Below are 26,766 nucleotides of genomic sequence, written 5' to 3' on the forward strand. Positions count from 1 at the left end.
GCTTTTTTATATCCAATTATTAGGTTTACTGTTTTTCGAAATCCAATCTTTTCTTCTGTCCTGGAATCTCAGGCAGTTCTTCGGTGTACATTCTCTGGTAGGTAGGACTTAGAGCACCAGATTCAGAATATCCCTCATACCAGTTTGGTTTTTGCAGAAGACCAATTACAGATCTGTTACCTTTAACAGCTTCAATAGCAGTTGAAAGTAAAGGATCTGATACTTCACCCAGGACGCCTAAATTTCCAATATCTTCGGTTATTTCAATATCAGGGCTAAGACCATCAAAAGGTACACCCACATTATTTGCGTTTACCGATTCATAAACCAGTGGCTGAATAGCATATTTATGATCTGGATTAGCATTCCCTCTACCGAAATCATCAGAATCATAAAGCGTTACAGAAGCCTGAGATTTTCCAACCGTCATATCGCCAATTATCACAACATCGATATAAGGTTCGAGTCCGTTTAATACCAGTTCACTCGCAGATGCCGTAGAGGATGAGACAATTGCATACACTTTATCAAGATTCAGGCTATTGATCATTTCACCATCTATTGTATTTGTGAAGCGATTATAAAGCCTGTCTGGATTGTTCTCAAGGAAGTAATTCTGATACTTGTTATTCCATTGTTGCTTGGCAAAAATTTCATCGGTATACTGACCGGTAATCATACTCGCCAGCCTGGTAGCCGTTCGTACGCTTCCACCTCCATTATATCTAAAATCGATAATAAGATCGGTAACATTATTGGCTTTGAATTCGGCAAAAGCTGCATTCAATTCCTCGTCAAAGTCTGCTACAAAGCTGTTATACAAAAGATAACCTACCGGAGATCCATCTACATCTATCACCTTGTTAACCAGAATTGGATTTTCAGTAATGGTTTGTGTGCCAATAGTAACCGACTCTCCTGTTGGCGTCACTGTATTATCCACCAGCTCTGCTATTTCAAAAGTGATAGAGCTGCTGGCTAGAATTTCCCGGTAATTAGAAATGGTGATCTCCTGGCCGTTTAGCCTTCTAAATAGGTCACCCCTTTCAATATCTTCATTTTCAGCAGGGCTTCCAGGAATGATATACCTTACTACTCCAAAAAGATTATCGCTGTTTGAAAACCTATAGAGTCTAAAATCCACACCGGTGGTTTCAGAAATTCCGCTGAAACTATTTTCCAGGGCTATATAATCATCGGTGATAAAACTAAATCTATCCTGTGGGATCGTTAAACCATCGTAAAAAAGATCTTCAGGAGTATCCCATTCCTCAAGATATTCATTAAGTTCGGTTTGGGTATTAAAATAATCGTCTCCAAGCACAACCACCTGGTCTTTATATACATAGATCTCGTTCATTCCTTTCCATACGAAATCCTTGATCTCTAGTTCAAGGTTTCCGGTTGGTTCCGGACCTTCCGGTTTAGGATTGGGTTCTATTCCGTCATCTTCTGAACATGAAACGAGAAAAGCTCCTGTTAGAAGGAAATACATAAAATATTTAAAAATTTTCATAGACTCGTAATAGGTTAATAAATTAATAAGGCTTTAAAAATAGCTTAGTTAGGGCTAATCAAAAAATAATTGTAACAAAACTATTTGTGATTCGTCGTAAAGATGAGAAGGCAGTATAAAACCAACCAAACCAAATGAAAGAACGAACCTTCCTGAATATAATCGATCCTGTAAAGGATAAGATGTATCGCCTGGCATTAAGGCTCCTTACTTCGAAGGAGGCGGCTGAAGATGCCACCCAGGAGGTTATTCTTAAACTTTGGGACCGAAAGGAAAAGATCAAGCATTATGCCAATGTAGAGGCTTTTGCGATGACGGTAACTAAAAACTACTGTCTTGATCAGCTGAAATCGAAAAAGAACAGCCATTTGCGAATCGTGCATCAAAATTATGAAAGCAATGCACCTTCCTTGCAGTCAGAAATTGAAGTTAATGATGAAATGGCCCTTCTTGGCAGGATAGTTGAAAAACTACCGGAACAGCAAAAAATGATATTTCAGCTGAGGGATATTGAACAATACGAATATGAAGAGATCGCTGAAATCATGGAAATGAACCAGACCGCCATCAGGGTGGCTTTGTCCAGGGCCAGAAAAGCGATTAGAGAAAACTTGATAAAAAAACATAACTATGGAATTCAATAAAATTGAAAAACTGCTGGAGCGCTATGACGAAGGCAGAACTTCGGTAGCAGAGGAGAACCTGCTTCGGGAGTATTTTCTCAAAAATGAGGTGCCTCCACATCTAAGTTCCTATAAACTCATCTTTAGATATACAAGTGAGCAAAAGGATGAAAGGCTTGAGACCCAAACCAAAATGGGGTCATCCAGCAGAAAGATCGCCTGGTCTTCTATCGCAGCCATATTTATTGTGGCGGTGGGTCTGTATTTCTTTAATGAATCCAGCCAGGATCTGAACCAGAATGACATAAGCTCTGTAAGTGATGAGGAAATGGCCATTCAAAAAACCAAGGAAACCCTAAATATGGTATCCCAGTTGATGAACGAAGGAACTGCAGACCTCGTTTATCTTCAGGAATTCAATAAAACAACAAATAAGATTCTAAAAACCGACTAATACTTTAAACTATGAAACGACTACTAATTATTTTGCTAATTGGCCTATTACCGGCACTTTCAGTATCTCAGAACTTTAAAAAATATGAAGATATGGCCGGGGTGGATATGTTCACCGTATCTCCACAGGCCTTTAAAATGGCTAATAAGATTGAAATGGGAGATGATCCTGAATCTATTGCCTATAAAAAATTAATCGATGGGCTGGAGCAGATACAGATCTATAAGACCACTAAACCCGAGGTTAGAAAGATGATGTCTACCGATGTGAAGACCTATCTGAACAAAAAACCTTTTAGCGAATTGATGAGCGTAAAGGAATCTGGGAACTTGATCAAATTCTATTCGGTTCCCGGAAGCAGTGACAATTATGTTAAGGAATTACTGATGTTCCTGGAAGGGGAAGAGAATAATGAACCCATGTCCCTAATTCTGAGTATTACCGGTAATATTAACCTGTCTCAACTGTATAAGTTAACCGAGGACCTTAACATGCCCGGAGCCCAAGAACTTAAAAAAGCCAATCAAAAATCCTAGATCATGAAAACTATCAAAATTCTATCTGTACTGCTTTTCACCGCTTTTATGACTTCGTGTGATGACAGTAAAAGTCTGCAGAAATATTACGTAGAAAGTCAGGAAGACACCGATTTTCTGGCCCTTGATGTGCCAACCAGTATGTTCACAAATCTTGAGTCTCTGAATGCTGAACAGCGTGAAACCATGGAAAGCATCAAAAAGGTAAATGTTCTTGCACTGAGAGCAGACCAGTATCCGGAAAAATTCGAAACTGAAAAAGCCAGGCTTGATGAGATCTTTACCAGCGAGAAATATAAGATGCTTATGAAATATGGCGGTGGGAACCGTAAAGCTGCGATCTATTTTACAGGGGAAGATGATGCCATCGATGAATTGATCGTATATGGATATGACGATGAAAAAGGCCTGGGAGTTGCCAGGATCCTGGGAAAGGATATGAATCCGGAAAAGATCATGCAAATGATGAAATCCCTGGACAAAGAAGACATCAATATGCAGGGCTTTGAAACTCTTGCAGGTATCATTGATCCTTCTATGAGTAAGAGCGATTCTACTTCTGTAGGGAAGGTTAAGGATTCTGATGAAAGTTTGAATTCAGGGAATTCAACTTCTGAAGAATAATATTTTTAATTAGTTGAGTAAAAAGCCCCGGGCAATGACTGCCCGGGGCTTTTTTAGTTATATGCCCGTATAATTTTGTGGACTTATTTTGTGTAATTCTGCCTTGATCTCATCTGAAACGTCCAGCTCATCTACGAATTTTGAAATGCTTTCTTTTGTGATCTTTTCATTGGTCCTGGTTAGACCTTTTAGTGCTTCATAAGGATTCTTATAGCCTTCGCGCCTTAAAATGGTTTGAATGGCTTCAGCAGCTACAGCCCAGTTAGCTTCCAGATCAGCATTTAACTTTTCTTCGTTCAGCAGAAGTTTATTGAGACCTTTTAAGGTAGATTTAAAGGCAATTATGGTGTGACCAATTGGAACTCCTATATTTCTTAGTACGGTGCTGTCTGTCAGGTCGCGCTGAAGTCGACTTACAGGAAGTTTTGCCGCCAGGTGTTCAAATATCGCGTTGGCAATCCCAAGGTTTCCTTCACTATTTTCAAAATCTATAGGATTCACTTTATGTGGCATGGCTGAAGAACCAATCTCACCTTTTTTGATCTTCTGCTTAAAATAATCGACTGAAATATAGGTCCAGATATCCCTGTCAAGATCAAGCAAAATCGTGTTGATGCGTTTCATCGCATCAAAAAGGTTTGCTATATGATCGTAATGTTCAATTTGAGTGGTTGGGAATGAATGATGTAAACCCAGCTTATTTTCGACAAAATCGCTTCCAAATTTTTTCCAGTCGATCTCCGGAAATGCGACTTTATGAGCATTGAAGTTACCGGTTGCGCCTCCAAATTTTGCCGCATGCGGAATGTTGTTCAGGTATTTTAATTGTTCTTTTAGCCTTACTACAAAAACCGCTATTTCCTTTCCAAGTCGGGTAGGAGAGGCAGGCTGGCCGTGAGTTCTGGCAAGAAGCGGAATATTCTTCCATTCTTCGGCCAGGGATTCAAGCTTTTCGATTACTTCATTTACAACAGGTAAATAGACAGCTTCAATGGCATCTTTTAAGCTTAAAGGAATGGCCGTGTTATTGATATCCTGTGAAGTAAGACCAAAATGAATGAATTCCTTGGAAGTTGTCATGCCTAACCTTTCGAACTCTTCTTTTAAAAAGTATTCTACGGCCTTTACATCATGGTTGGTTATTTTCTCAATTTCCTTCACTGCCTGTGCATCCAGGCTGCTGAAGTTCTTATAAAGAGCTCTTAATTTTTCAAAATTGGACTTATCTACATCCTTCAACTGTGGTAATCCCTGCTCGTACAGGGCTATAAAGTATTCAACTTCTACTTTAACCCGGTATCTAATAAGTGCTTCTTCACTAAAATAAGCAGCAAGTTCCTTTGTTTTCGACCGGTAACGACCATCTATAGGCGAGATTGCGGTAAGCGATGTCATCTTTTACTTTTTAAAATTAAAAGCGTAAAGATACCGCTTCAAATCTTATCTGAAAACTCATGGTTCAATTTCCTTAGAATCTTTCTCGCCCTGGATTGGTATCCCGCACTGGCACCTGGAAAATCGTTTTGCAGAACAGCCTTCAATTCTGCAGCTATCCAGTCGTTTTCACATCTTAAATCCCAGAGGGTCTGCATGGAAAAAACCTTTACAGCTATACTTTCCTCCCTAATCAACCATGAAAACGAGGTTTCCATAATGCTTTCTTTTATTTCTGAAGGGAGATAACTGGTTTTTCCAGCTAATGAATCCTTCTCTGTTGCGAGGCTGAATATTTTTGCCAGGCATCGGTTAGCCGAAGAATTTTCTGAAGTTTTTGCATAATGGGTTAAATGCTTGAGTTGATCCATCAGCAAGTCAATATCTTTTCTGGCAAGGATCTCAAGACAGTAGAGTGCCTTGATACTTAATTTCGTTTCATTCTCATTTAAAAGAGAAACTGCATCCTGGATCAACCGGGGTCTGCCTATTAAAATTTTGGCCGCGTTTTCTCTCGAGGCCAGGCTGGTGTTCATTTCCTGGAGAATATTACGAATCTCCATAAATCAGGAATTCAGCAAACGATCTACCAGTTCCGGCACTCCTTTTACCGCTGTTTTTTCAATAATTTCAAGTCTGTCTGATTCCCGAATATTTGGCCTGGGATCGATAAAATAGAACCGGGCATCCCGAGGGGCAAAATCTACCAACCCGGCTGCAGGGTAAACCTGCATGGAAGTACCTATGATAACAACAATATCTGCCGTTTCCATAATTTCAGCAGCTTTTTGAAACATGGGTACCGGTTCTCCAAACCATACTACATGGGGCCTTAACTGCCGGTTATGCTCGCAAAAATCACCTATTCGTATATCGTTTTTCCAATCCATCACCAGGTCATCATCAAAGGTGCTGCGTGCTTTCAGCAATTCTCCATGAAGATGAACCACCTGAGTGCTACCTGCCCGTTCGTGGAGATCATCTATATTCTGGGTAATGATATGTACATCGTATTTCGTTTCGAGGTCAACTAGGGCTTCATGGGCCCTATTGGGCTGAACTTTTAATAATTGCCTTCTTCGCTGATTATAAAAATTGAGGACCAGTTCTTTATTTCTATCCCATCCAACCGGAGATGCCACTTCCATTACATCATGGCCTTCCCAAAGCCCATCGGCATCGCGAAAGGTTTTAATACCGCTTTCAGCACTTATTCCTGCACCGCTTAATATGACCAGCTTCTTCATGTTAACAAAAAATTAAGATGGTTTTTTGATTTAATTAACGTCCGGCAGCTCTCCTAAGCCCGTAAGTAAGGTAGATCAGAAAAGTAAAATATGCTTTTCACCAAAAAATTAATTAATCAAATTTAATTGAACTTATGAAAAATTTATTCCAAATGCTACTAATGGCCATGCCTTTTCTAATTATGAGTTGTAGTAGCGATGACGACCTGCCTGTTGATGAAGGCGATGATTTTATGGGCGAGGTCACGACCTTCGACCTTTCTTCTACCATGAACTCTTCGGTTTCAGGAACCGCCACCTTTACCGAGAATGAAGATGGAAGTACTACTGTAGAACTGGACCTGGATGGCACGACCTCAGGTATGCATCCTGCTCACATTCATTATAATTCGGCAGCTGAAGGAGGAGATATAGCCATTTCCCTCGATCCTGTTGATGGATCTTCAGGAATGAGTACTACTACATTTTCTGCTCTGGATGATGGTACTTCAATAACTTATATGGAGGCTATCGAGTTTGATGGATACATCAATGTTCACCTGAGCGCAGATGACCTTGCTACCTTAATCGCCCAGGGTGATATAGGTGAAAATGACCTTACTGGAGAATCAAAATCCTACACGCTTGAATCCCGTGACGTTGACGGAATTATGGGGAGCGTGATGTTTGAAGAAAGAATGAACGGCGAGGCCCTTGCGACTATTATGCTAGACAATACACCTGACGGTGGCATGCACCCGGCACATATTCACATGAATACAGCTGCTGAAGGGGGTGATATAGCCTTCACGTTCAATCCTGTTAATGGGGATTCTGGAATGAGTATGACCAACGTAGCAGCACTTGACGATGGTAGTATGTTTGGCTATGATGCCGTACTGGACTACGATGGTTACGTAAATGTACATTTAAGCAGTGATGATCTTGGTACCCTGGTTGCCCAGGGAGATATTGGACAGAACGAACTTACCGGTGAATCAAAAACCTATGAGCTGGAATCTAAAGATGTAGAAGGAATTATGGGAACTGCCACTTTTGAAGAGCGAGTTAATGGAGAAGCCCTGGCAACCCTGATGCTTGAAAACACCCCTGAAGATGGAATACACCCTGCTCATATTCATATGAATACTGCTATTGAAGGTGGAGATATCGCTTTTACTTTCAACCCTGTTATGGGAGACAGCGGGATGAGCATGACCAATGTAGCAGAACTTAATGATGGTACTATGTTTGGTTATGATGACTTGCTGAATTATGATGGATACATCAATGTACATTTGAGTGCAGATGATCTTGGTACTCTGGTAGCCCAGGGAGATATTGGACAAAATGAACTCACCGGGGAAACTAAAACCTATGACCTTGGATCTAAGGATGTGGACGGAATAATGGGAAGCGTGGTTTTCGAAGAAAGAATAAATGGTGAAGCCCTTGCGACTATTATGCTGGACAATACACCTGATGGAGGAATGCATCCGGCACACATCCATATGAACACGGCAGCAGAAGGCGGTGATATCGCTTTTACCTTTAACATGGTTAATGGAAGTACCGGAATGAGTATGACCAATGTTGCGAGTCTTGATGACGGAAGCTTGTTCGGGTATGAAGAAGTATTAGATTATGATGGTTATGTGAACGTTCATTTAAGCGCTGATCAACTAGGTGTGATTGTAGCCCAGGGAGATATTGGCCAGAATGACCTTACCGGAGAATCTGCAACTTACGATCTAGGTAGTGTAGATATTGATGGAATTATGGGTACTGCCATGTTCGAAGAAAGGGTGAATGGAGAAACTTTGGTGACACTATCTATTCAGAATACTCCTGTAGATGGAATGCATCCCGCTCATATACATATGGGATCGGTTGCTGAAGCACCTGGTGATATCGCTATCACACTTAATAGTGTAATGGGCGAAACCGGGATGAGCCTTACCAATGTTAGTGAATTTAATGCTGCTGAAGGTGAAGAGGCTGAAATGGTCGATTTCCAAACCTTGACCATGTATGATGGATATATCAATGTTCACCTGAGTGCCGAGCAGCTTGATGTGCTGGTTGCGCAGGGTAATATTGGTTCCAACGAATAATACTGAGGTCCTCTGAGATTTTAATACCCGGCCATGTGCCGGGTATTTTTTTGTCCAGGCCTGTGCAACAGAATTTTAAACGATCCTTTTAAAAATTTTTATGATAATTACAGGGATAAGTTAAAGAAAGTTACATTTTATAGTTTGTAGGGCCAGAACTCACAACCTGGAGTTAAAATTAGTTACTTCAAATAGATTTTAGGAAAACTTTCACTCCATCTACTAACGGATTTCCCACCTTCGAAGCATAAGAACTTAAATTAAAATTGTTTAGAAATGAAAAAATTATCAATCTTATTATTGAGTATTGTAGGCCTGGTAGGTTGTAGTGATGACGACGATGCCGTAGACATTCCTTTTGAAGGAGAAACGAAGGTTTATAATCTGGAAGAAAGGTCAGATTCCGGAGTTTCGGGAACCGCGACTTTTATGGAAAATGAAGACGGGAGTACTACCGTTGAACTTGACCTGAACGGAACATCAAGTGGAAATATGCACCCGGCGCATATTCATTTTAATTCGGCTGCTGAAGGTGGTGGAATTGCCATTAGCCTCGAACCAGTAGATGGTGGAACTGGAATGAGTACGACCATGATCGATATGACCGATGCTGGCGATGCGATCACCTATGATGAATTGGTTGAATTTGACGGGTATATCAATGTGCACCTTAGTGCTGATGATCTTGCAACCGTAGTTGCTCAAACCGATATTGGATCTAACGAACTTACAGGTGAGTCAATGACCTACGATTTGGATAGCAGGGATGTAGATGGCATTAGTGGTACCGCAACTTTCGAGGAAAGAATGAGTGGTGAAACCCTTGTTACTCTTGATATTGAAGGAACTCCTGCAGGAGGAAGCCATCCGGCTCATATCCATATGGGATCGGTAGCTGAAGCTCCAGGAGATATCGCAATATCACTTGAATCGGTAGACGGAGATACAGGAATGAGTATGACCCCTATATCTGAAACGGATGCTGGTGAGGCTGTATCTTATTCAGATCTGATAACTTATGATGGCTATATCAATGTTCATTTAAGTGCTGATGATCTGGCAACAATTGTAGCCCAGGGAGATATTGGTGCGAATGACTAAAAACTGAAAATAAGTATTAAGGAAAAGCCCGGCCTAAAGCCGGGTTTTTTTATTTTTACCTCCTATGATGGATGAAAGTATTTCAAATTACCTGGAAGAATATCTTACCCCCAGACGTAAGTCGCTTTTTGATAAGGTTCTGGCTGAAAGGACCAACCACTTAACCCTGGTTACCCAGGATGTATACCAGTTACATAATACCAGCGCTGTGGTTAGAAGTTGCGATGTTTTCGGAATTCAGAACATTCATGTGATCGAAGAAAAATTTCCGAGGCGAATCGATAAAGAGATTGCCATGGGAGCCCAGAAATGGGTAAGCATCAATCGATATAATTCCACCGCTGCCTGTATGGAGAATTTGAAGAAAAATGGATATCGCATAGTGGCAACAAGTCCGCATGGAAATGCGGTCACTCCTGAAGAATTCGATTTAACATCGCCCGCAGCCATTTTCTTCGGAACCGAAAAAGATGGTTTACCCCAGGAAATGATCGAGCAGGCAGATGCCTGTATCAAGATCCCTATGGTAGGTTTTACAGAGAGTCTCAATATTTCGGTTTCAGCGGCCATTATTCTTCATAGTCTTACTCAAAGGCTGAAGCATTCTCAAATTTCCTGGCGTCTGAGTGACGAAGAAAAGTTCAGGATCAGGCTGGAATGGATGAAAAAAACGATAAAAAATTCAGATCAGATTATAGAACGCTTTCTCAAATCGTAATTATTCGTAACTTTTTACCGACCATAGCCCTAAGTCATGACTCTGTTTTTTTATCTCATTATTGCGATCATCACTTTTTTTGCCTTTTTGCACGCCTGGGTAAAAAAGGAATATGATATTAGTCGTACCGTCATCATAAGGAGATCTCGTGAAGAGGTTTTTAATTTCGTACGGCAATTGAAAAAACAACAACACTGGAATCCGTGGTTTACGAGGGATTCTAATGCGGTTATGAAATATAAGGGAGACGATGGTAAGGTTGGAGCCAGTTTTTACTGGAAAGGCAATCGCAAGGTTGGAGAGGGCATTCAGCGCATCACCAAAACAAAGCAGGGGAGAGTCCTGGAAACAAGGATTCTTTTCGTAAAGCCATTTAAGGTCAACGCCATAACCTATATTGGGGTTAAGGAGCTGGAACCCGAAAAGTCAAAACTGGTATGGGGAATTCGCGGAAACCTCGCATTTCCCTTGACCATTATCAGTTTATTTTATCCGCCAGAGAAAGCTTTTGGAAAGGAGCTGGAAATAGGTTTAAGACAACTTAAACGAATACTTGATAAATAATAATACTTTGCTTTAATTCTTCTGAAGCACCTTGTATTCCTCGTAGCAACTGCTGATGGCATCCAGGATTTGAAGATCGTTCGCAGATTTCATGAAATCTTCAGAATAATTACAATTATTTAGTATCTCGTTAATTTCAGCCTTGTTTACCTGAAGTAGAGCCATTAAGGTTTCCCTGTCAAACTTATTCCGAAGCAGATTACGAATATTTTCATCCTGTTTCATTTGCCGCAGTTTTTTCATCTGCCGGGGCCGGTTTCCGAAGATATTATAGACCAGATCGGCAGGATTGGAAAGCGACCTTATGGCCTTTGTTACAGCATTTGGCGAAGTGTCACCGCCTTCATAACCCGTATTTAATCCCGAGATACTATACCTGTAATTTTCATAGATCGGGATGTTCTTGGCGTCTATTTCAAGGTAACCGGTAAGATTAACGGTGTTAACCGTTACTTCTTCGAGGGCAAAACCAAGTTCGGTCATTTTTACCTTAACATTTCCATATTTTAACCAGTCGTTGGTAACCCTTACCCTAATGGATCTGAATCCCAGGTAAGAAAAATACAGCGTATCATTAACGGTTGCCTGTAATTCAAATTCACCATCTTCATTGGTCACTGCACCTTTAACCTGGTTAAGGTTTACGATGTGTACATTCTCGATAGGATTGTCATTTGCTGCGTTCATTACCGTACCGGTCACCACGTCCTGTGCAGAAACCATGGCGGTAAAAAGCATGAAAAATAGGAGTAAGGTTTGTTTCATAACAATTGGGGGCTAAAAATATAAAATCCTCCTAAAAAACAATGCCAAACTTAAAGATTTAAGTCTGGCATTTTTTCTAACCCTTTTTAATTAGGCTTTCGATCTTCTCCTTTTCAGAGAATTTTCGATATTCTTGCTTCGGTTGGCTTTGCGCCCACCTTTTTTTTCAGTTCTGTCTGATCTTCTTCGACCGCCAAAATCACTTCCTTTTTTATCAAAGTTCTTTCCGTTTCGTTTTGATCCACCGCGATCTCTTCGACGTCCACCTTTATCAGAACCTTTGTCTTTAGTAACTTCAACGTTCACAAATCTTCCGTTGTGATTGAATTCGCTAAAGGTGCTAAGAATAAGATCGGTATGCTGTTCATCGGTATTAAAGAAAGAGAAACTACCCTTTACATCTACCTTAAATACATCGTCTCTTTCAAGGTTTAATTCCTCCTTAAGGAAGTCTTTCAGGCTCTTCCAGTCAAAACCGTCCTTAGAACCTACATTGATGAAGTATCTTGTGTTTCCTTCAGAAACCTCTGGCCTTCCACCGGAAGATTCTGAACTAAGATCTGGCGCTTTCTCGTAATAATTAAAGAAACGGGTGAATTCTACCGAAAAGAACTTCTTGATAAGTTCTTCTTTAGTGAAAGATTCAAGGGCTTCATTGATCGTAGGAAGGTAAGGATCAATATCATGATTGATCTCGGTTTTCCTGATATCTTCTGCCAAATGGAATAACTGTATCTTACAGATCTCCTTTCCATCTGGAATTTCCTTTTGCTCGAATTTCTGCTGAATGATCTTTTCAATAGTCCTGATCTTGCGAACTTCGCTTTTTGAAATGATCACCATAGAAACTCCCTGTTTTCCTGCACGTCCTGTACGTCCGCTACGGTGAGTGTAGGTTTCTATTTCATCTGGCAACTGGTAGTTGATCACATGCGTAATATCATCCACATCAATTCCACGTGCAGCAACATCGGTAGCTACCAGCATCTGGATCTGGCGTGTTCTGAAACTTTTCATAACCAGGTCACGCTGGTTCTGGCTCAGGTCACCATGAAGTGCTGCTGCGTTGTAACCATCTTCGATAAGTTTTTCAGCAACCTTTTGCGTATCTCTTTTGGTACGACAAAAAATTACCGAAAAGATATCTGGATTCGCATCTGCGAGCCTTTTAAGGGCATCATAGCGGTTGCGATGATTTACCAGGTAATATTCGTGAGAAACGTTAGCAGTTCCGGTATTTTTTGAACCTACGGTTATTTCAACCGGGTTGCTCATGAATTTCTTTGCGATCTTCGCTACTTCTTTTGGCATGGTTGCCGAAAATAGCCAGGTCTTCTTTTCCTGTGGAGTATGAGAAAGAATGCTTTTGATGTCTTCATAAAAGCCCATGTTCAGCATTTCATCTGCCTCATCCAGCACACAGTAGTCGATATTCGAAATATCGGCCAGGTTTCTCCTGATCATATCCTGCATCCTTCCCGGTGTAGCCACGATGATCTGTGCACCTCTGGAAATAGATTTCGCCTGTTCGGTGATACTTGCACCACCATAAACAGCGACAACGTTCAATGATTTCTTGTATTTTGAATAGAGCTTCAGTTCATTGGTGATCTGAAGACAAAGTTCACGAGTTGGAGAAAGGATCAAAGCCTGGGTCTTTTTAGATCCCGGGTTGATTTTCTGAATTAGCGGGAAACCAAAAGCGGCTGTTTTACCGGTACCTGTTTGTGCCAGAGACACAAGGTCGGTTTCCTGTTGTAATAAAATTGGGATTGATTTTTCCTGTACTTCACTTGGGGTTTCAAAGCCCATGTCGGTAATGGCCTGTAGCAAATCTGCGTCCAGTCCAAGTTCTTGGAATGCGTTCATTCGTTTATGTAAGTATTCGATTATGATATGTAAGTGTTACATAAGAAGCGAATCGACATACTTAAACCTAAACTTCCAGTAACACATCCTCACCCTGAGGAATTTTTCAAGCGGCAAATGTACACTATTATTTCTGGTTTCAATGAGTTTTTAGAAATAATAAGTTTAAATCTTTATAAATCAGAAATTTAAGCTGCCTGGACTCCTGTTATTACAGGCTATTCCGCAGAATGTTAATTTCGGTTCAGCAATAAAATATTCAGAAATTTAGAAATTACTTGGAGAGATATTCGATCAACTCTCTAAAAGCGATTCCCCTGTGGCTGATAACTGATTTTTCATCCATGTTCATTTCCGCAAAGCTTTTTGTATAACCTTTAGGCTGAAAAACGGGATCGTAGCCAAAGCCCATAGAACCAATTCGTTCCTTTAAAATAACACCTTGACAAATCCCGGTGAATAAATTCTCCCTGCCATCCAGATTAAGAGCGATAACGGTCTTAAACCTAGCCGACCTGTCATTTTGTTTCTCTAATTGCCTTAATAATTTTTCGATATTGGCATTATCATCTTTAGGCTCCCCCGCGTAACGTGCAGAGAAGACTCCGGGAGCCCCGGCAAGCGAATCCACTTCGAGTCCGGTATCATCTGCAAAGCAATCGTGGCCGTAATTATTTTTAACATACTCGGCCTTAAGAATGGCGTTTTCGTCAATGGTGTCGCCGGTTTCCTCGATCTCCTCGGTGCAACCTATATCTTCCAGGCTAAGAAGTTCAATATGTGAAGGTAACATGGTTTGTACCTCGTTGAACTTGTTCTTGTTGTGGGTGGCAAATACTAATTTCATTTATCTGTGGTGATAGGGTTCGTTTTTCAGGATGGTAAAGGCTCTGTATAATTGCTCGGTAAAAAAAAGTCTTACCATTTGGTGGGAAAAGGTCATTTTTGAAAGTGAAATTTTTGAATTCGCTCGTTGATAGACCTCAGGTGAAAATCCGTAAGGTCCGCCAATTACAAAAATAAGTCTCTTTAGGCCAGTATTCATTCGTTTTTGAATATATTCTGAAAAGCTTTCAGAACTGAATTGTTTGCCATTCTCATCCAGCAAAACCATGAAATCAGCATTCTGAACACCCGCAAGGATCAATTCGCCTTCCTTTGCTTTCTGCTGATTTTCATCAAGATTTTTGGCCTTTTTAAGGTCTGGAATGATCTCAAGCTCAAATTTTACATAATGCTGAAGCCTGGCAAAATAGATATCGATCAGGTCTTCCAGTTCCTTTTTATCGGTTTTCCCGATACAGACTAATTTTATTGTCATTCCCTTATTTTAGTAGAGACTTTACTACATTTACAAAAATAAGCAGAGAATATGATCTCACCGGAACAATTCGAAAAAGAAATTGAAATAATAATTAAAAATGCGATTCGGGAAGATGTAGGAGATGGGGATCACAGTTCCCTGGCCTGTATTCCTTCAGAAATTAAAGGAAAAGCAAAATTGCTGGTAAAGGATAGGGGAGTCCTGGCAGGGATCGAATTTGCCAGGAGGGTTTTTGAATATGTTGATCCAGATCTTAAGATGAACATTTTGATGAATGATGGGGATAGAATTAAAAAAGGAGATGTCGCTTTTTATATTGAAGGAACCTCACAGTCTATTCTTCAAGCTGAAAGGCTCGTGCTTAACGCTATGCAGCGAATGAGCGCAATAGCAACAAGAACCTCTGAATTTGTTCAGAAACTGGAGGGAACCAAAACAAAGATCCTGGATACAAGAAAGACCACACCAGGAATCAGGGCGCTGGAAAAATGGGCTGTAAAGATTGGTGGTGGGGAAAATCACCGTTTCGCGCTTTATGATATGATCATGCTTAAAGATAATCATATCGATTTTGCAGGTGGTATTACCAAAGCGATCGAAAAAACGAAAGCTTATTTAAAGGAAAATGACCTGGATCTTAAGATCATTGTAGAAGCCAGGGATATGGAGGAGATCCGCGAGATCCTGAAATCAGATGGTATTTACCGCATTCTGATCGATAATTTTAATTATGAGGAAACCCGAAAAGCAGTAGAATTGATAGGAGGAAAATGCCTCACCGAGTCCAGTGGCGGCATCACCCTGGAAAAAGTACGGGAATATGCCGAATGTGGAGTGGATTTTGTATCCAGCGGTGCTCTTACCCATTCTGTACATAATCTTGATCTTAGTCTAAAAGCCGTGTAACATGGCTCCCAGGAAAGCGATCAACTCCAAACTCACAGAGATCTCCAATGGCCTGAAAGCACGGGCCAAAAAGATCATATTACCGGGTCTGGATGGACTTACGCTTTATAACCTGTGGATCATATACTGGGGTGGGATCGTAAAGGGAACTTTTTCTACCAGGGCAAGTTCCATTGCATTTAGCTTCTTTATGGCGATATTTCCATTCCTGCTTTTTGTACTTAACCTGATCCCTTATATCACATTTATAGATGATTTCCAGATCAAGTTCCTGGTGTTCATGAACGACCTGTTACCACCGGAGACTTCCGATTTTTTCGGTCCGTTCTTCCAGGATATCGCTGAAAACCCAAGAGGAGGTTTGCTTTCGTTCTCCTTTATTCTTTCCATATTTTTAATGACGAATGGAGTAAATGCGATTTTCACCGGTTTTGAATTCAGTTATCACACCAAGGCGAACAGGTCTATCCCCAGGCAATATGCTGTTGCCGTGGGAGTTTCCTTTATATTGGCATTATTGTTGCTCCTTTCGGTTATAGGGGCTGTTTACTTGGCCTATGCGCTAGATGATCTGGGTGATCTTGGGATTGTAGATCCAAATGGCCCGGGAGCACAGGTAATTAGTTATGCAGGTTTTGTGGTATTAATTTATACAGCGGTGGCTATACTTTATTATTTCGGAACAAGGGAAGGTAGAAAGGCAAGGTTCTTTTCGGTAGGCGCATTATTTACTACCATTTTGATCCTGCTTACTACATTTTTGTTCAGTTTATATATCACGAACTTCTCCAGATATAACGAATTATACGGTTCTATTGGAGCTTTGCTGATTTTGATGTTTTATATATGGCTGAATTCCAATATGTTATTACTGGGATTCGAATTAAACGCCTCGCTTCTTAGGCTGCAAAGGAAAATTAGATAACTTTAAATCAATAATTAACTTAAATAAACTATGAAAAAAGTACTTTTTTTAATGATTGCCGTTATGAGTATTAACCTTTCTTCAGCTCAGACAAAAGTTGGAGGGGTGAGCCTTCCAAATAATGAAACCTTCCAGGGTGAAAGCCTGAAACTGAATGGGGCTGGAGTAAGAGAAAAATTATGGATAGATCTATATGCCGGCGGGCTTTACCTTGCCAATAAATCTTCTAACGCTTCTACCATCATGGCCGCTAATGAGCCTATGGCCATTAAATTACATATCGTTTCTAAATTAATTTCAAGCGATAAGATGATCGAGGCTGTAAATGACGGATTTGAGAGTTCTACAAATGGGAATACGGCTCCCCTAAAATCGAAAATAGATAAATTCAAAAGCTTTTTTATGGAAGAGATCACCAAGAACGATGTTTTTGATATCGTGTATCTTCCGACAAAAGGTGTGGTAGCCTACAAGAACGACAAGGAATTGGGAACCATTGAAGGGATGGAGTTTAAAAAGGCTCTCTTCGGGATCTGGCTTTCTAACAACCCTGCCGATGACGATCTTAAGGAAGCCATGTTAGGAAAGTAAGATGAAACTTCGGCTTTTAAATATCATCATTTTTTGTTTTTTCGGTCTAACTTCAAATTGCCAGGAGGTAACTGGGAAATGGACCAATTTCAATGAAAACGGTGAGCCTAATTCCATAATCAGGATATATGAAAAAAATGGAGAGATCTATGGAGAGGTAGAACGCATTTTACGGGAAGAAGATCGAAACCGTGTTTGTACCAAATGTGAAGGAGACCTAAAGAACAAACCTATTGAAGGTATGACGGTAATGTGGGGCCTGGAGAAGAACGGTGATGAATATGTAGACGGTAATGTTGTGGACCCTAAGACCGGGAAAGAATACCGATGCAAGATCTGGATCGATGATGAAAATCCAGATGTACTAAATGTTAGAGGATATGTTTCCCTGTTCTATAAAACTCGTACCTGGGAAAGAGCCGAATAAATAATTAGGCAAAGCTGTCTTTAAATTTTACTTTCAGATTTTCAGGATTCTTATAATTTTGAAGAAATTGAAAGTGATCTTTTTAAGACAGCTTTTCTTTTTTTGACCAAACCAAACCTGAATGGCCTATTTCGCAGATCTTATTTTACCCCTGCCTCTGGATAATCGCTTTACCTATAGTATTTCTGAAGAGGAGTTTCAATTCATCCAGCCTGGAATGCGGCTGGCTGTTCCTTTTGGTAAGAACAGGATCTATACAGGGATAGTGGCTGCGATACATCAGGATCCGCCAAAGGTTTATGAAGCGAAACCCATTCATCAGATACTGGACGAATCGCCGGTTGTTACTGAAAAACAATTGGAGTTCTGGAACTGGATAGCCGATTATTATCTGTGTACGGAAGGGGAAGTTATGAAAGCTGCCCTGCCAGGCGCTTTCCTGCTGGAAAGTGAAAGCATCGTGAAACTTAAGAAGTCTTCAGAGGTTGACTGGGATGCTCTCAATGATGAAGAATACCTGGTTATTGAAGCCCTACAGCGACAGTCTTCTATGAAGATACAGGAGATCGAGCAGTTGCTGGATAAGAAAAAAGTGCTTCCGGTTATCAACAAGCTCGTAAGCAGAACTCTGGTTGATCTTAACCAGGAGATCTACGAGCAATACAAACCTAAGCAGGTTAGGTATGTAAGACTAAATCAGGCTTATTCGGCAGAAGCTGAAATGCACCAGCTTTTGGATGAACTCTCCAGGGCCCCAAAACAGCGTGAGATCCTGTTATCTTATTTTGCGCTTACGGCTAGATCTAAAAAATCGCTGAAGACAAAAGAACTCATTAAAGAATCTAATGCAAGTGCTTCGGTCTTAAAAAGCCTGATCGATAAAGGAATTTTCGAAGAGTTTTTCCTGGATACAGATCGGGTTGGATTTGATGGTGGAAGCCAGAACAAGGAGATCCATCTTAATGAGGATCAGCGGCACGCCTTTGAGCACATCCAGGATAATTTCAGGGAAAACAGGGTTTGTTTACTTCACGGGGTCACTTCGTCTGGGAAGACCGAATTATATATTAAACTTATTGAAAAAGCTATCCAAAATGGAAAGCAGGCTTTATACGTGCTCCCGGAGATCGCCCTTACCACTCAACTCATAAAACGCCTTCAGTCTTATTTTGGTGATAAAGTGCTGGTCTATCACAGCAAATATTCTTTGAATGAGCGGGTAGAGGTGTACCGTCATGTTTTGAATAATTCAGAAAAAGGAAGGATCGTAATTGGGGCAAGATCCTGTATATTTCTGCCATTTAAAGACCTTGGACTAATCGTTGTAGATGAGGAGCATGAAGCTACTTTTAAACAATTTGATCCTGCCCCTCGTTACCATGCCAGGGATGCGGCCGTGGTTTTAGCAGCTAAATTCAAGGCGAATATCATTCTGGGGTCGGCCACGCCTTCTCTGGAATCCTATTTTAATGCCGATCACAATAAATATGCTTTGGTTGAACTCACCCGTCGCTATGGAAATGTCCTGATGCCGGAAGTAGAGGTGGTAGACATCAAAACTGCCCATCGAAAGAAAAAAATGACCGGGCATTTTTCTGAAAGGCTGATCGATGAGATCAAGGAATGTCTTAAAGAGGGGGAACAGATCATCCTCTTTCAAAATAGAAGGGGGTTTTCGCCAATCCTGGAGTGTAACACCTGTGGCCATTCGCCGCAATGTCCTAATTGTGATGTAAGTTTGACCTATCATAGTCATAACAATCAGCTTCGTTGTCATTATTGCGGTTATCATATCGCCATGCAGCATAAATGTATGGCCTGCCGGAGTAATGAGATCAGCACTAAAGGCTTTGGAACCGAGCAGGTAGAAACCGAATTGAAAGCCCTGTTTCCTGAAAGCAGGATTGCAAGGATGGACCAGGATACCACGCGAGGAAAATACGCTTATGAAAAGATCATTGCCGCTTTTGAGAACGAGGAAACCGATATTCTAATCGGCACACAAATGCTTACCAAAGGGCTTGACTTTCGAAAAGTAGGCCTGGTAGGAATCATGAATGCCGATAATCTTCTTAATTTTCCTGATTTCAGGGCTCATGAACGCAGTTTTCAGTTAATGCTCCAGGTGGCTGGACGTTCGGGTAGAACGAAAAAAAGAGGAAAGGTGCTTATTCAGAGTTATAATCCGCATCACAGGATCATCCAGCAGGTTTCCACGGCCGATTATAAGGAAATGTATAAAGAGCAGCTGGAAGACCGTTACCAGTACAAATACCCGCCTTATTACCGGCTGGTGCGGCTTACCGTTCGTTGCCGGGACTTTTCAAAAACCAATGAAGCTGCCGAATGGCTTTCAAGATCCCTGAACAGCGTTTTTGATCCGTATGTTCTGGGGCCTGAATTTCCGCCGGTAGCCAGGATCAGGAATGAATATTACAAGAACATACTGGTAAAGATTCCGCAGAAGCAATCCCTGGGAAAAACCAAGCGAATCATTCAAAAAGTGCTGAATAGCTTTAAAAGTATTGGTGCCTATAGGTCGGTAAGGGTAGTGGCCAATGTAGATCCTCAATAAAAAAAGCCGCTCCATAGGGAACGGCTCTAAATTGAATATTTTATTTCTTACTGCTGTATAGCGCTTAAAGCTTCTACCAGGTCATTTTTCTTATGACGGCTTAATGGAAGTTTCTCCTTGTCGATCTCTATATTCTTGGAATTATAGCGTTCGATCTTGTCCAGGTTCACGATATACGATTTATGAGTTCTAAGAAAACGATCGCTGGGCAATTGCTTTTCAAAAGACTTCATGGTAGCGAGTACCACGAAATTATCCTTTTCGGTCACAAATTTCACATAATCACCCAATGCCTGGATGTATTTGAGTTTGCTTAGGAACACCTTTCGGTTCTTAAGATTGCTTTTCACGAAAATGAAATCATCATCTTCAGGAGCCGCAGTTTGATGTTTTAATTTATAAAGGTTTACTGCCTTGTTAACCGCGTTGTTGAACCGGTCTTTGGTCACAGGTTTGTGGATATAATCTACCGCGTCGTAATCAAATGCCTTAAAGGCATATTTAGTCTTACCGGTTACGAATATAATTTGCGGTTTGTTGGGAAGATTGTCCAACAGTTCAAATCCAGAGAGAATTGGCATTTCAATATCCAGAAAGATCAGGTCGGTTTCCGTATCAAGAAGGCCGTTTTTAGTTTCTATGGCATTGTTATATTCGGCTACCAGTTTTAGGTTGGGGTGATCCTTGATCAATTTTACAATTGATAGCCTTTGAAGGCTGGAATCATCTACGACAGCACATTTGAGTAAAACTTCTTCCACGGTTTAAGAATTAGGCATTAACAATATTACTCATTAAAAATAAGAAATACAAGGTGAAAAAAAATTTCAACGATAGAATTCGTATTTTATCTAATATTTAAAGCTTTGATAAATCAATAATTAGTTCTATTTTTGCACCCGATTTAATTTAAAGTAAATTTTTATGAACAATTATGAAACTGTTTTCATCTTGAATCCCGTTTTATCTGAAGAGCAGATAAAGGAGACAGTTAAGAAATACGAAGATTTTCTTGTTTCGAAAGGGGCCGAGATGGTAGCTAAGGAAGATTGGGGGCTTAGAAAGCTTGCTTACCCAATCCAGCACAAAAAAAGTGGTTTTTACCACCTATTCGAATTTAAGGCTCCTGGTGAAGCTATCGAGCCTTTGGAACTTGAGTTCAGAAGAGACGAGCGCATGATGCGTTACCTAACTGTTAAGTTAGATAAGCATGCGATCGCCTGGGCTGAAAAAAGAAGAAAACGTAACAAGGAAAAAGCGTAAGTATGGCAACATCTATTGAACAACAGGCAAAAGGAAAGAAAGACGGAGAGATCAGGTATCTAACTCCGCTTAATATAGAGACTACAACCAAAAAGAAGTACTGTAGGTTTAAAAGATCTGGTATCAAGTATGTTGATTACAAAGATCCAGATTTCTTGATGGGATTTGTTAACGAGCAGGGTAAATTGTTACCTCGTCGTTTAACAGGTACCTCTTTAAAGTACCAGAGAAAAGTGGCTACAGCCGTTAAACGCGCCCGTCACTTAGCATTAATGCCTTACGTAGGTGATTTATTAAAATAAAAAGAGGCAGTTATGGAAGTGATACTTAAAAAAGACGTAGATAATTTAGGATTTACAGATGATGTGGTAACTGTAAAAAACGGTTACGGAAGAAATTATCTTATTCCTCAAGGGTTTGCTGAACTGGCAACTCCCTCTGCAAAAAAGGTTCTTCAGGAAACTTTGAAGCAGCGCGCCTATAAAGAGCAAAAACACATCGACGAGGCTAAGAAACAAGCTGAAAAACTGAACGGTCTTGATATCAAACTTACTGCTAAGGCAGGAGCAGGTGACAAGTTATTCGGTTCTATCACTAATGGAGATCTGGCCGAGGCACTTTCTAAAGAAGGTGTTGAAATTGATAAAAAATATATTAGCATCGCTGGTGGAAACATCAAGCGTCTGGGACAGTATGAAGCAACTTTGCGTTTTCACCGTGAAGTAGTGACTAACTTTACCTTCGACGTTGTAGGCGAAGCTTAATTTATTTTACTCATAACATAAAGCCTGCTCATTCCATGAGTGGGCTTTTCTATTTTAGTGAAACTGAATTTTGACTGTAGACCAAACTCTTAGTTGAACTAAACCTGAAGATTTTTCGGGATCCCTTTAATAATTATCGGAATATTTATGAAATACGCAAGGCTAACAAAAGAACAGTTTGAAGAGATGCAGCAGGAATTCATCAATTTCCTGGCGACCCAGTCTATCACTGCAGATGAATGGCAAAAGATCAAACAGGAAAAGCCTGAAGTGGCCGAACAGGAAATGGATGTATTTAGCGACCTTATCTGGGAAGGCGTCCTTAATAAGGTTGAATACCTGGAGCATTTCTCACCTAATCAAATGTTCTTGTTTCATATAGACCAGGTAACCATTAACCTGATCGCTATAAAAGTCGATTCAGATAATATCGATATCACTACCCGCCAGGGTTATTCCTGGTTACAGAATAATTTAATGGATGATTCTGTAAATATGTATACATCTGCCAAAGCTATTGGCGACGATCGAAATAAGGATATTTTTGCCCTTATCAAGCAGGGAGCGAACATCACAAAGGGAGAGCTGTATCGCTATTTTGCGGAAATTGTTCAGGAATGATCAATTTGAAAATTTGAGAATGAGATAATTTGAAAATGAGAAAATTTGAAAATGAGATAATTTAAGAATTTTGAAGTATTTAAGTGTAGCATTTAGTGAATAACCATGGTTGAGAAATTCAATGATCGATTCATTGGTGAATTTTCCAATTGATACATTTTCAATTTTTAGAATAGCATTTAGTGGATAACCATGCTTCAGAAGTTCAATTTTCGAAATTCATTGATACATTTTCAAATTAATACATTTTCAAATTAATTTTACTCGTATCTAAGCGACTCAATAGGATCCTGTTTTGCTGCTTTTGCTGCTGGATAACTTCCCGCTAGTATAGCAACTAGAATCGTGATCCCTGTGGCCCATAACATGGCTTTCCAGGGTGTGGTAAAATCGAAGTCCAGAGAGTTGGCGACCAGGTATCCAATAAGTATTCCCAGCATTATTCCCAGAATGCCACCAATTTGCCCAATAACAAGGGTTTCCAGGAAGAATTGATTAGCGATGGTATTTTTCTTCGCTCCAAGAGCTTTACGAACTCCTATCTCTCTCGTACGCTCCGTTACCGATACCAGCATGATGTTCATCAAAGCGATCGAAGATCCAAAAATGGTGATGGCAGAGATGATCCATGCGGCGATATTTAAAACGCTGGTAATGCTTAGGATCCGGTTTATAAGATCATCGCTGCGTTCCAGGCCAAAATTGTTTTCTTCGATGGGTTTTAAACCCCGAATATTCCGAAAGGTGATGATGGCCTCATCCATAGCTTCATCCAGTAACTCCTTGTTTTCAACCTTTACGCTCAGGTTATAGTTGATGTTTGGCTGGGAAAAGATGGATCGCGCGTGCTGAATTGGGATGAAAACCCGAAGGTCCTGGTTGTTTCCGAAGGTGCTTCCCTTGGATTCAAGCACTCCAATTACCTTGAATTTCGCACCTCTAATACTAATCGTACGATTGATAGGGTCCATCCCATTAAAGATCCCATCTTTATAATCAGCACCAATAACAGCCACGTTGTTATTGTTCTCGATATCAAAAACATTGAATTCCCGTCCTTCTTCAACTTCGAGCCCAGAATTCTGAAGGTAAAATTCATTCACACCTAAAACAGAAATTTCCGGATCGGTTTTTTCATTTTCATATTTTATTTCGGCTGAACTGGTCCCGGTAAAAGAGATGGCCGTCTCGGTAAAGGGGTATTCGAATTTATCTTTGAATTCCGTTACTTCTGAATAGCTAATAATAGGATTTATCTTTCTTTCCTCATTTCCGAAGCTCTGAGTTCGAAATTCGTAGCGCTGCAGGTTAAAGGTGTTCGCTCCCATCGAGGCAAAATCATTGCTGATGGTGTTTTCAAGAGCCGCTACGGCACTAAGAATTCCTACGAGCGCGGTGATACCAATAGCGATGATCAGAACCGTTAGAATGGTTCGAAGTGACTGACTTCTTATTGAATCGAGGGCTATTCGGATATTTTCCCTGAAAAGTGAAAACATGTTTGATTTTTTCGGTCCTGTAAGATTAGACTATAAAGTGAATGGAATGTTACTTAAAATTTCAAATTTGTTTGGGTTCGGTCAAAAATTAAGATATTTGCAGTCCTAAATAGCAAATTCAGCTTAAAACAGAACATGGCACAAAAACCGTCAATACCAAAAGGTACCAGGGATTTTTCACCGGAAGAAGTCGCGAAACGAAATCATATTTTTGAAACAATCCAAACCGAATTTAAACGATTCGGGTTTCAACCCATTGAAACTCCCAGTTTTGAGAATTCATCAACCCTGATGGGAAAATACGGGGATGAAGGTGACCGTTTGATCTTTAAGATCCTGAATTCAGGAGATTTTCTAAAGAAGGCTGATAAGTCGGCTATTTCTGAAATGGATAGCACCAGGTTAACTTCTTCGATCAGCGAAAAGGCCTTGCGTTACGATTTAACCGTTCCTTTCGCAAGGTACGTGGTTCAACACCAGAACGAGATCGAGTTTCCTTTTAAGAGATACCAGATCCAGCCGGTTTGGAGGGCAGACAGGCCACAAAAAGGAAGGTTCAGGGAATTTTATCAGTGTGATGCCGATGTGGTTGGAAGCAAAAGTCTCTGGCAGGAAGTTGAATTCGTACAGCTTTACGACGCTGTGTTTTCAAAACTGGGCCTAGAAGGGGTGACGATCAAAATCAATAACCGTAAGGTGCTTTCGGGTTTTGCTGAAGTGATAGGTGAACAGGATAAACTCATCGATTTCACCGTGGCACTGGATAAACTAGATAAAATAGGAGAGGAAGGAGTTAAAAAAGAAATGCGTGAAAAAGGCATTTCTGAAGAAGCCATAAACAAGATCCAGCCTATTTTTAATTTGAAAGGAAGTTTTGCTGAAAAGATCGATGGCTTAAAAAGTATTCTGGAAGGTTCTGAAAGCGGGCAGAAAGGAATTGAAGAATTGCAGTTTATTCAAGGCGCTATTGAAGCCATGCCTTTAAAAACTGCAAGGTTGGACCTGGATGTGACCCTTGCCCGTGGACTCAATTATTACACCGGAGCCATTTTTGAAGTGGCCGCTCCAGAAAAGGTGAAAATGGGTTCTATAGGAGGTGGAGGCCGTTATGATGACCTAACTGGCATTTTCGGGTTAAAAGATATGAGCGGGATAGGGATCTCATTTGGCCTGGACAGGATCTATCTCGTGATCGAAGAATTGGGTCTTTTTCCAGAAACTGTTTCACAGAATACGAAGGTATTATTCATCAATTTCGGCGAAAAGGAAGCTTTATATGCCTTAAAGGCGATCAATAGCCTGAGAGCGAACAATATCACAGCCGAGCTGTACCCAGATTCAGCCAAAATGGGGAAACAAATGAAATATGCCGATAAAAGGAATATTCCATACACCGTCCTGGCCGGGGAAGAGGAGATGAACAATCAAAAATTCACCCTGAAGCACATGAAATCTGGAGAACAGGTGAGTATTAACCTGGATGAATTAATGGAAAAACTAAGCTCCTGATAACTGAATAATTTATTTGAAAACCCTCATTCAATTCATTTTGATGAGATTTTTTGTGAAGTTCTAAGAATTGTAGTTTTCTGTAAATCAACTTTTTGAACTATCTTAAGAAAATAAACTTCAATTTTAGAACATGTCTGCTTTCAAAACTACTTTCCGCTCTTTATTTGTTGGGGGACTGCTTTTTTTATGTCCCATTGTGATCTTTATAGCGATCCTTATCAAAGCTATCCACCTGGTTAGACCTGTTGTGCAAAAACTGGCAAATTTTATGGGGATCGAAACCATCTTCGGAAGGGCGACCATAGGCGTGCTCGCAATACTCTTTATTGTTTTACTGTGTTATGTAAGTGGAATATTGATCCACCGGGGATTACTGCATAAATGGAATTCTACTTTTGAAGAAACCATTTATACTCTTTTTCCGGCTTTGAGAAGACTGAAATTCAGGTTGTTTAAAGAAGACTCTGGTGATGAAGATGATTGGAAATCAATATTATTTAAAAGGGATGATTCATTCAACATTGGTTTCATCACTCATAGAAGTGAAAATGGAATCCTAAGCATATTTATTCCTGATGCTCCAGAAATCAACAATGGGGAGATAATCCTTATTGCTGAATCCAAATGTATTTACCATCATATCCCACGTGAGCAGTCAATGAAATTACTGGTGAAATTTGGTAAGGGTCTAGATGTTAAAGAATACCAGGAAATCGAAAACTTGTAAATACTTAATAATTAGTTGTTTATATTTACAAGAGCAATCTTTGTCTAATTCTTTTCGCTGAAGATCTCAGAATAAACATATCGCCCCT

The 26,766-nt window shown here is 40.3% G+C and carries 29 protein-coding genes; 19 read left to right on the forward strand and 10 right to left on the reverse strand.

From position 1 onward, the window contains the following. Window positions 1-25 precede the first annotated feature (25 nt). Window positions 26-1,495 (reverse strand): S41 family peptidase, encoded by a 1,470-nt coding sequence (locus MKO06_RS09425; protein WP_256946170.1) that lies wholly within the window; start codon window positions 1,493-1,495, stop codon window positions 26-28. A 155-nt stretch (window positions 1,496-1,650) separates the two neighbouring features. On the opposite strand from MKO06_RS09425, the gene MKO06_RS09430 reads away from it, so the two are divergent. From MKO06_RS09430 to MKO06_RS09445, 4 genes are read left to right on the forward strand one after another with little or no spacing between them, the layout of a single operon-like run. Next, window positions 1,651-2,160: an RNA polymerase sigma factor gene (locus MKO06_RS09430; RefSeq protein ID WP_241551930.1), complete on the forward strand. Its 510-nt coding sequence runs from the start codon at window positions 1,651-1,653 to the stop codon at window positions 2,158-2,160. Further along, complete coding sequence (locus MKO06_RS09435; RefSeq protein WP_241551931.1) at window positions 2,147-2,593, forward strand: hypothetical protein; 447 nt, start codon at window positions 2,147-2,149, stop codon at window positions 2,591-2,593. The genes MKO06_RS09430 and MKO06_RS09435 overlap by 14 nt, the downstream gene beginning before the upstream one ends. Window positions 2,594-2,604: 11 nt before the next feature. Beyond that, window positions 2,605-3,129, forward strand: a complete 525-nt coding sequence (locus tag MKO06_RS09440; RefSeq protein WP_241551932.1) for a DUF4252 domain-containing protein — start codon at window positions 2,605-2,607, stop codon at window positions 3,127-3,129. A 3-nt stretch (window positions 3,130-3,132) separates the two neighbouring features. Continuing rightward, the gene (locus MKO06_RS09445; protein WP_241551933.1) at window positions 3,133-3,753 is read left to right on the forward strand and encodes a DUF4252 domain-containing protein; all 621 of its coding nucleotides are present in this window, start codon (window positions 3,133-3,135) and stop codon (window positions 3,751-3,753) included. Between the two features lie 57 nt (window positions 3,754-3,810). On the opposite strand, the gene purB is transcribed toward MKO06_RS09445, so the two are convergent. Genes purB through MKO06_RS09460 form a run of 3 tightly spaced genes read right to left on the reverse strand, consistent with a single transcriptional unit; the run spans window position 3,811 to window position 6,434 of the window. Then, window positions 3,811-5,148 carry an adenylosuccinate lyase gene (gene purB / locus MKO06_RS09450; protein ID WP_241551934.1) on the reverse strand — a complete coding sequence of 446 codons (1,338 nt, stop codon included), beginning with the start codon at window positions 5,146-5,148 and terminating at the stop codon, window positions 3,811-3,813. Between the two features lie 38 nt (window positions 5,149-5,186). After that, entirely contained in the window at window positions 5,187-5,750 is a 564-nt protein-coding gene (locus MKO06_RS09455) for a hypothetical protein (RefSeq protein ID WP_241551935.1), read from the reverse strand. 3 nt (window positions 5,751-5,753) lie between these two features. Continuing rightward, window positions 5,754-6,434, reverse strand: a complete 681-nt coding sequence (locus tag MKO06_RS09460; protein ID WP_241551936.1) for an SIR2 family NAD-dependent protein deacylase — start codon at window positions 6,432-6,434, stop codon at window positions 5,754-5,756. 134 nt (window positions 6,435-6,568) lie between these two features. Here MKO06_RS09460 and MKO06_RS09465 point away from each other — a divergent pair, with 134 nt between their 5' ends. The 4 genes from MKO06_RS09465 to MKO06_RS09480 all read left to right on the forward strand — a co-directional run bounded on the left by MKO06_RS09465 (window position 6,569) and on the right by MKO06_RS09480 (window position 10,910). Next, the gene (locus MKO06_RS09465; protein ID WP_241551937.1) at window positions 6,569-8,527 is read left to right on the forward strand and encodes a CHRD domain-containing protein; all 1,959 of its coding nucleotides are present in this window, start codon (window positions 6,569-6,571) and stop codon (window positions 8,525-8,527) included. 276 nt (window positions 8,528-8,803) lie between these two features. Further along, the gene (locus tag MKO06_RS09470; protein ID WP_241551938.1) at window positions 8,804-9,628 is read left to right on the forward strand and encodes a CHRD domain-containing protein; all 825 of its coding nucleotides are present in this window, start codon (window positions 8,804-8,806) and stop codon (window positions 9,626-9,628) included. A 64-nt stretch (window positions 9,629-9,692) separates the two neighbouring features. Then, a complete protein-coding gene (locus MKO06_RS09475) occupies window positions 9,693-10,346 on the forward strand; it encodes a TrmH family RNA methyltransferase (RefSeq protein WP_241551939.1) in 654 nt (217 codons plus the stop codon). Between the two features lie 36 nt (window positions 10,347-10,382). Next, window positions 10,383-10,910 carry an SRPBCC family protein gene (locus tag MKO06_RS09480; RefSeq protein ID WP_241551940.1) on the forward strand — a complete coding sequence of 176 codons (528 nt, stop codon included), beginning with the start codon at window positions 10,383-10,385 and terminating at the stop codon, window positions 10,908-10,910. Between the two features lie 12 nt (window positions 10,911-10,922). On the opposite strand, the gene MKO06_RS09485 is transcribed toward MKO06_RS09480, so the two are convergent. The 4 genes from MKO06_RS09485 to rlmH all read right to left on the reverse strand — a co-directional run bounded on the left by MKO06_RS09485 (window position 10,923) and on the right by rlmH (window position 14,865). Further along, complete coding sequence (locus MKO06_RS09485) at window positions 10,923-11,675, reverse strand: carboxypeptidase-like regulatory domain-containing protein (RefSeq protein ID WP_241551941.1); 753 nt, start codon at window positions 11,673-11,675, stop codon at window positions 10,923-10,925. Window positions 11,676-11,765: 90 nt separating this feature from the next. Beyond that, window positions 11,766-13,544 (reverse strand): DEAD/DEAH box helicase, encoded by a 1,779-nt coding sequence (locus MKO06_RS09490; protein WP_241551942.1) that lies wholly within the window; start codon window positions 13,542-13,544, stop codon window positions 11,766-11,768. A gap of 274 nt (window positions 13,545-13,818) precedes the next feature. Beyond that, entirely contained in the window at window positions 13,819-14,391 is a 573-nt protein-coding gene (locus MKO06_RS09495) for a non-canonical purine NTP diphosphatase (RefSeq protein ID WP_241551943.1), read from the reverse strand. Further along, a complete protein-coding gene (gene rlmH / locus MKO06_RS09500) occupies window positions 14,392-14,865 on the reverse strand; it encodes a 23S rRNA (pseudouridine(1915)-N(3))-methyltransferase RlmH (protein ID WP_241551944.1) in 474 nt (157 codons plus the stop codon). Window positions 14,866-14,916: 51 nt separating this feature from the next. On the opposite strand from rlmH, the gene nadC reads away from it, so the two are divergent. The 5 genes from nadC (at window position 14,917) to priA (ending at window position 20,292) form a co-directional block, all read left to right on the forward strand. Then, on the forward strand, window positions 14,917-15,774 hold the full coding sequence (nadC, locus tag MKO06_RS09505; RefSeq protein WP_241551945.1) for a carboxylating nicotinate-nucleotide diphosphorylase: 858 nt from the start codon (window positions 14,917-14,919) through the stop codon (window positions 15,772-15,774). Between the two features lies 1 nt (window position 15,775). Beyond that, entirely contained in the window at window positions 15,776-16,699 is a 924-nt protein-coding gene (locus tag MKO06_RS09510) for a YihY/virulence factor BrkB family protein (protein ID WP_241551946.1), read from the forward strand. Between the two features lie 30 nt (window positions 16,700-16,729). Continuing rightward, entirely contained in the window at window positions 16,730-17,290 is a 561-nt protein-coding gene (locus tag MKO06_RS09515) for a chalcone isomerase family protein (RefSeq protein WP_241551947.1), read from the forward strand. Between the two features lies 1 nt (window position 17,291). Then, window positions 17,292-17,717 (forward strand): DUF2147 domain-containing protein, encoded by a 426-nt coding sequence (locus tag MKO06_RS09520; RefSeq protein ID WP_241551948.1) that lies wholly within the window; start codon window positions 17,292-17,294, stop codon window positions 17,715-17,717. Between the two features lie 121 nt (window positions 17,718-17,838). Beyond that, a complete protein-coding gene (priA, locus tag MKO06_RS09525) occupies window positions 17,839-20,292 on the forward strand; it encodes a replication restart helicase PriA (RefSeq protein ID WP_241551949.1) in 2,454 nt (817 codons plus the stop codon). A 47-nt stretch (window positions 20,293-20,339) separates the two neighbouring features. On the opposite strand, the gene MKO06_RS09530 is transcribed toward priA, so the two are convergent. After that, complete coding sequence (locus MKO06_RS09530) at window positions 20,340-21,053, reverse strand: LytR/AlgR family response regulator transcription factor (RefSeq protein WP_241551950.1); 714 nt, start codon at window positions 21,051-21,053, stop codon at window positions 20,340-20,342. A 163-nt stretch (window positions 21,054-21,216) separates the two neighbouring features. On the opposite strand from MKO06_RS09530, the gene rpsF reads away from it, so the two are divergent. The 4 genes from rpsF (at window position 21,217) to MKO06_RS09550 (ending at window position 22,940) form a co-directional block, all read left to right on the forward strand. Further along, window positions 21,217-21,555, forward strand: a complete 339-nt coding sequence (gene rpsF, locus MKO06_RS09535) for a 30S ribosomal protein S6 (protein WP_241551951.1) — start codon at window positions 21,217-21,219, stop codon at window positions 21,553-21,555. A 2-nt stretch (window positions 21,556-21,557) separates the two neighbouring features. After that, complete coding sequence (gene rpsR, locus MKO06_RS09540; RefSeq protein ID WP_241551952.1) at window positions 21,558-21,857, forward strand: 30S ribosomal protein S18; 300 nt, start codon at window positions 21,558-21,560, stop codon at window positions 21,855-21,857. Between the two features lie 12 nt (window positions 21,858-21,869). Beyond that, window positions 21,870-22,319, forward strand: coding sequence for a 50S ribosomal protein L9 (gene rplI, locus MKO06_RS09545; protein WP_241551953.1), 450 nt, complete (start codon window positions 21,870-21,872; stop codon window positions 22,317-22,319). A gap of 147 nt (window positions 22,320-22,466) precedes the next feature. Beyond that, window positions 22,467-22,940, forward strand: coding sequence for a DUF6495 family protein (locus MKO06_RS09550; RefSeq protein ID WP_241551954.1), 474 nt, complete (start codon window positions 22,467-22,469; stop codon window positions 22,938-22,940). Window positions 22,941-23,200: 260 nt separating this feature from the next. On the opposite strand, the gene MKO06_RS09555 is transcribed toward MKO06_RS09550, so the two are convergent. After that, a complete protein-coding gene (locus MKO06_RS09555; RefSeq protein ID WP_241551955.1) occupies window positions 23,201-24,439 on the reverse strand; it encodes an ABC transporter permease in 1,239 nt (412 codons plus the stop codon). Between the two features lie 135 nt (window positions 24,440-24,574). Between MKO06_RS09555 and hisS the strand changes: the two genes are divergently transcribed. Both hisS and MKO06_RS09565 read left to right on the forward strand, forming a co-directional pair. Further along, window positions 24,575-25,948: a histidine--tRNA ligase gene (gene hisS, locus MKO06_RS09560; protein WP_241551956.1), complete on the forward strand. Its 1,374-nt coding sequence runs from the start codon at window positions 24,575-24,577 to the stop codon at window positions 25,946-25,948. Between the two features lie 133 nt (window positions 25,949-26,081). Continuing rightward, window positions 26,082-26,678, forward strand: coding sequence for a DUF502 domain-containing protein (locus MKO06_RS09565; RefSeq protein WP_241551957.1), 597 nt, complete (start codon window positions 26,082-26,084; stop codon window positions 26,676-26,678). The last annotated feature ends 88 nt before the right edge of the window (window positions 26,679-26,766 follow it).

The organism is Christiangramia oceanisediminis, from assembly GCF_022570735.2.
In the GTDB taxonomy this organism is placed as follows: Bacteria; Bacteroidota; Bacteroidia; order Flavobacteriales; family Flavobacteriaceae; genus Christiangramia; species Christiangramia oceanisediminis.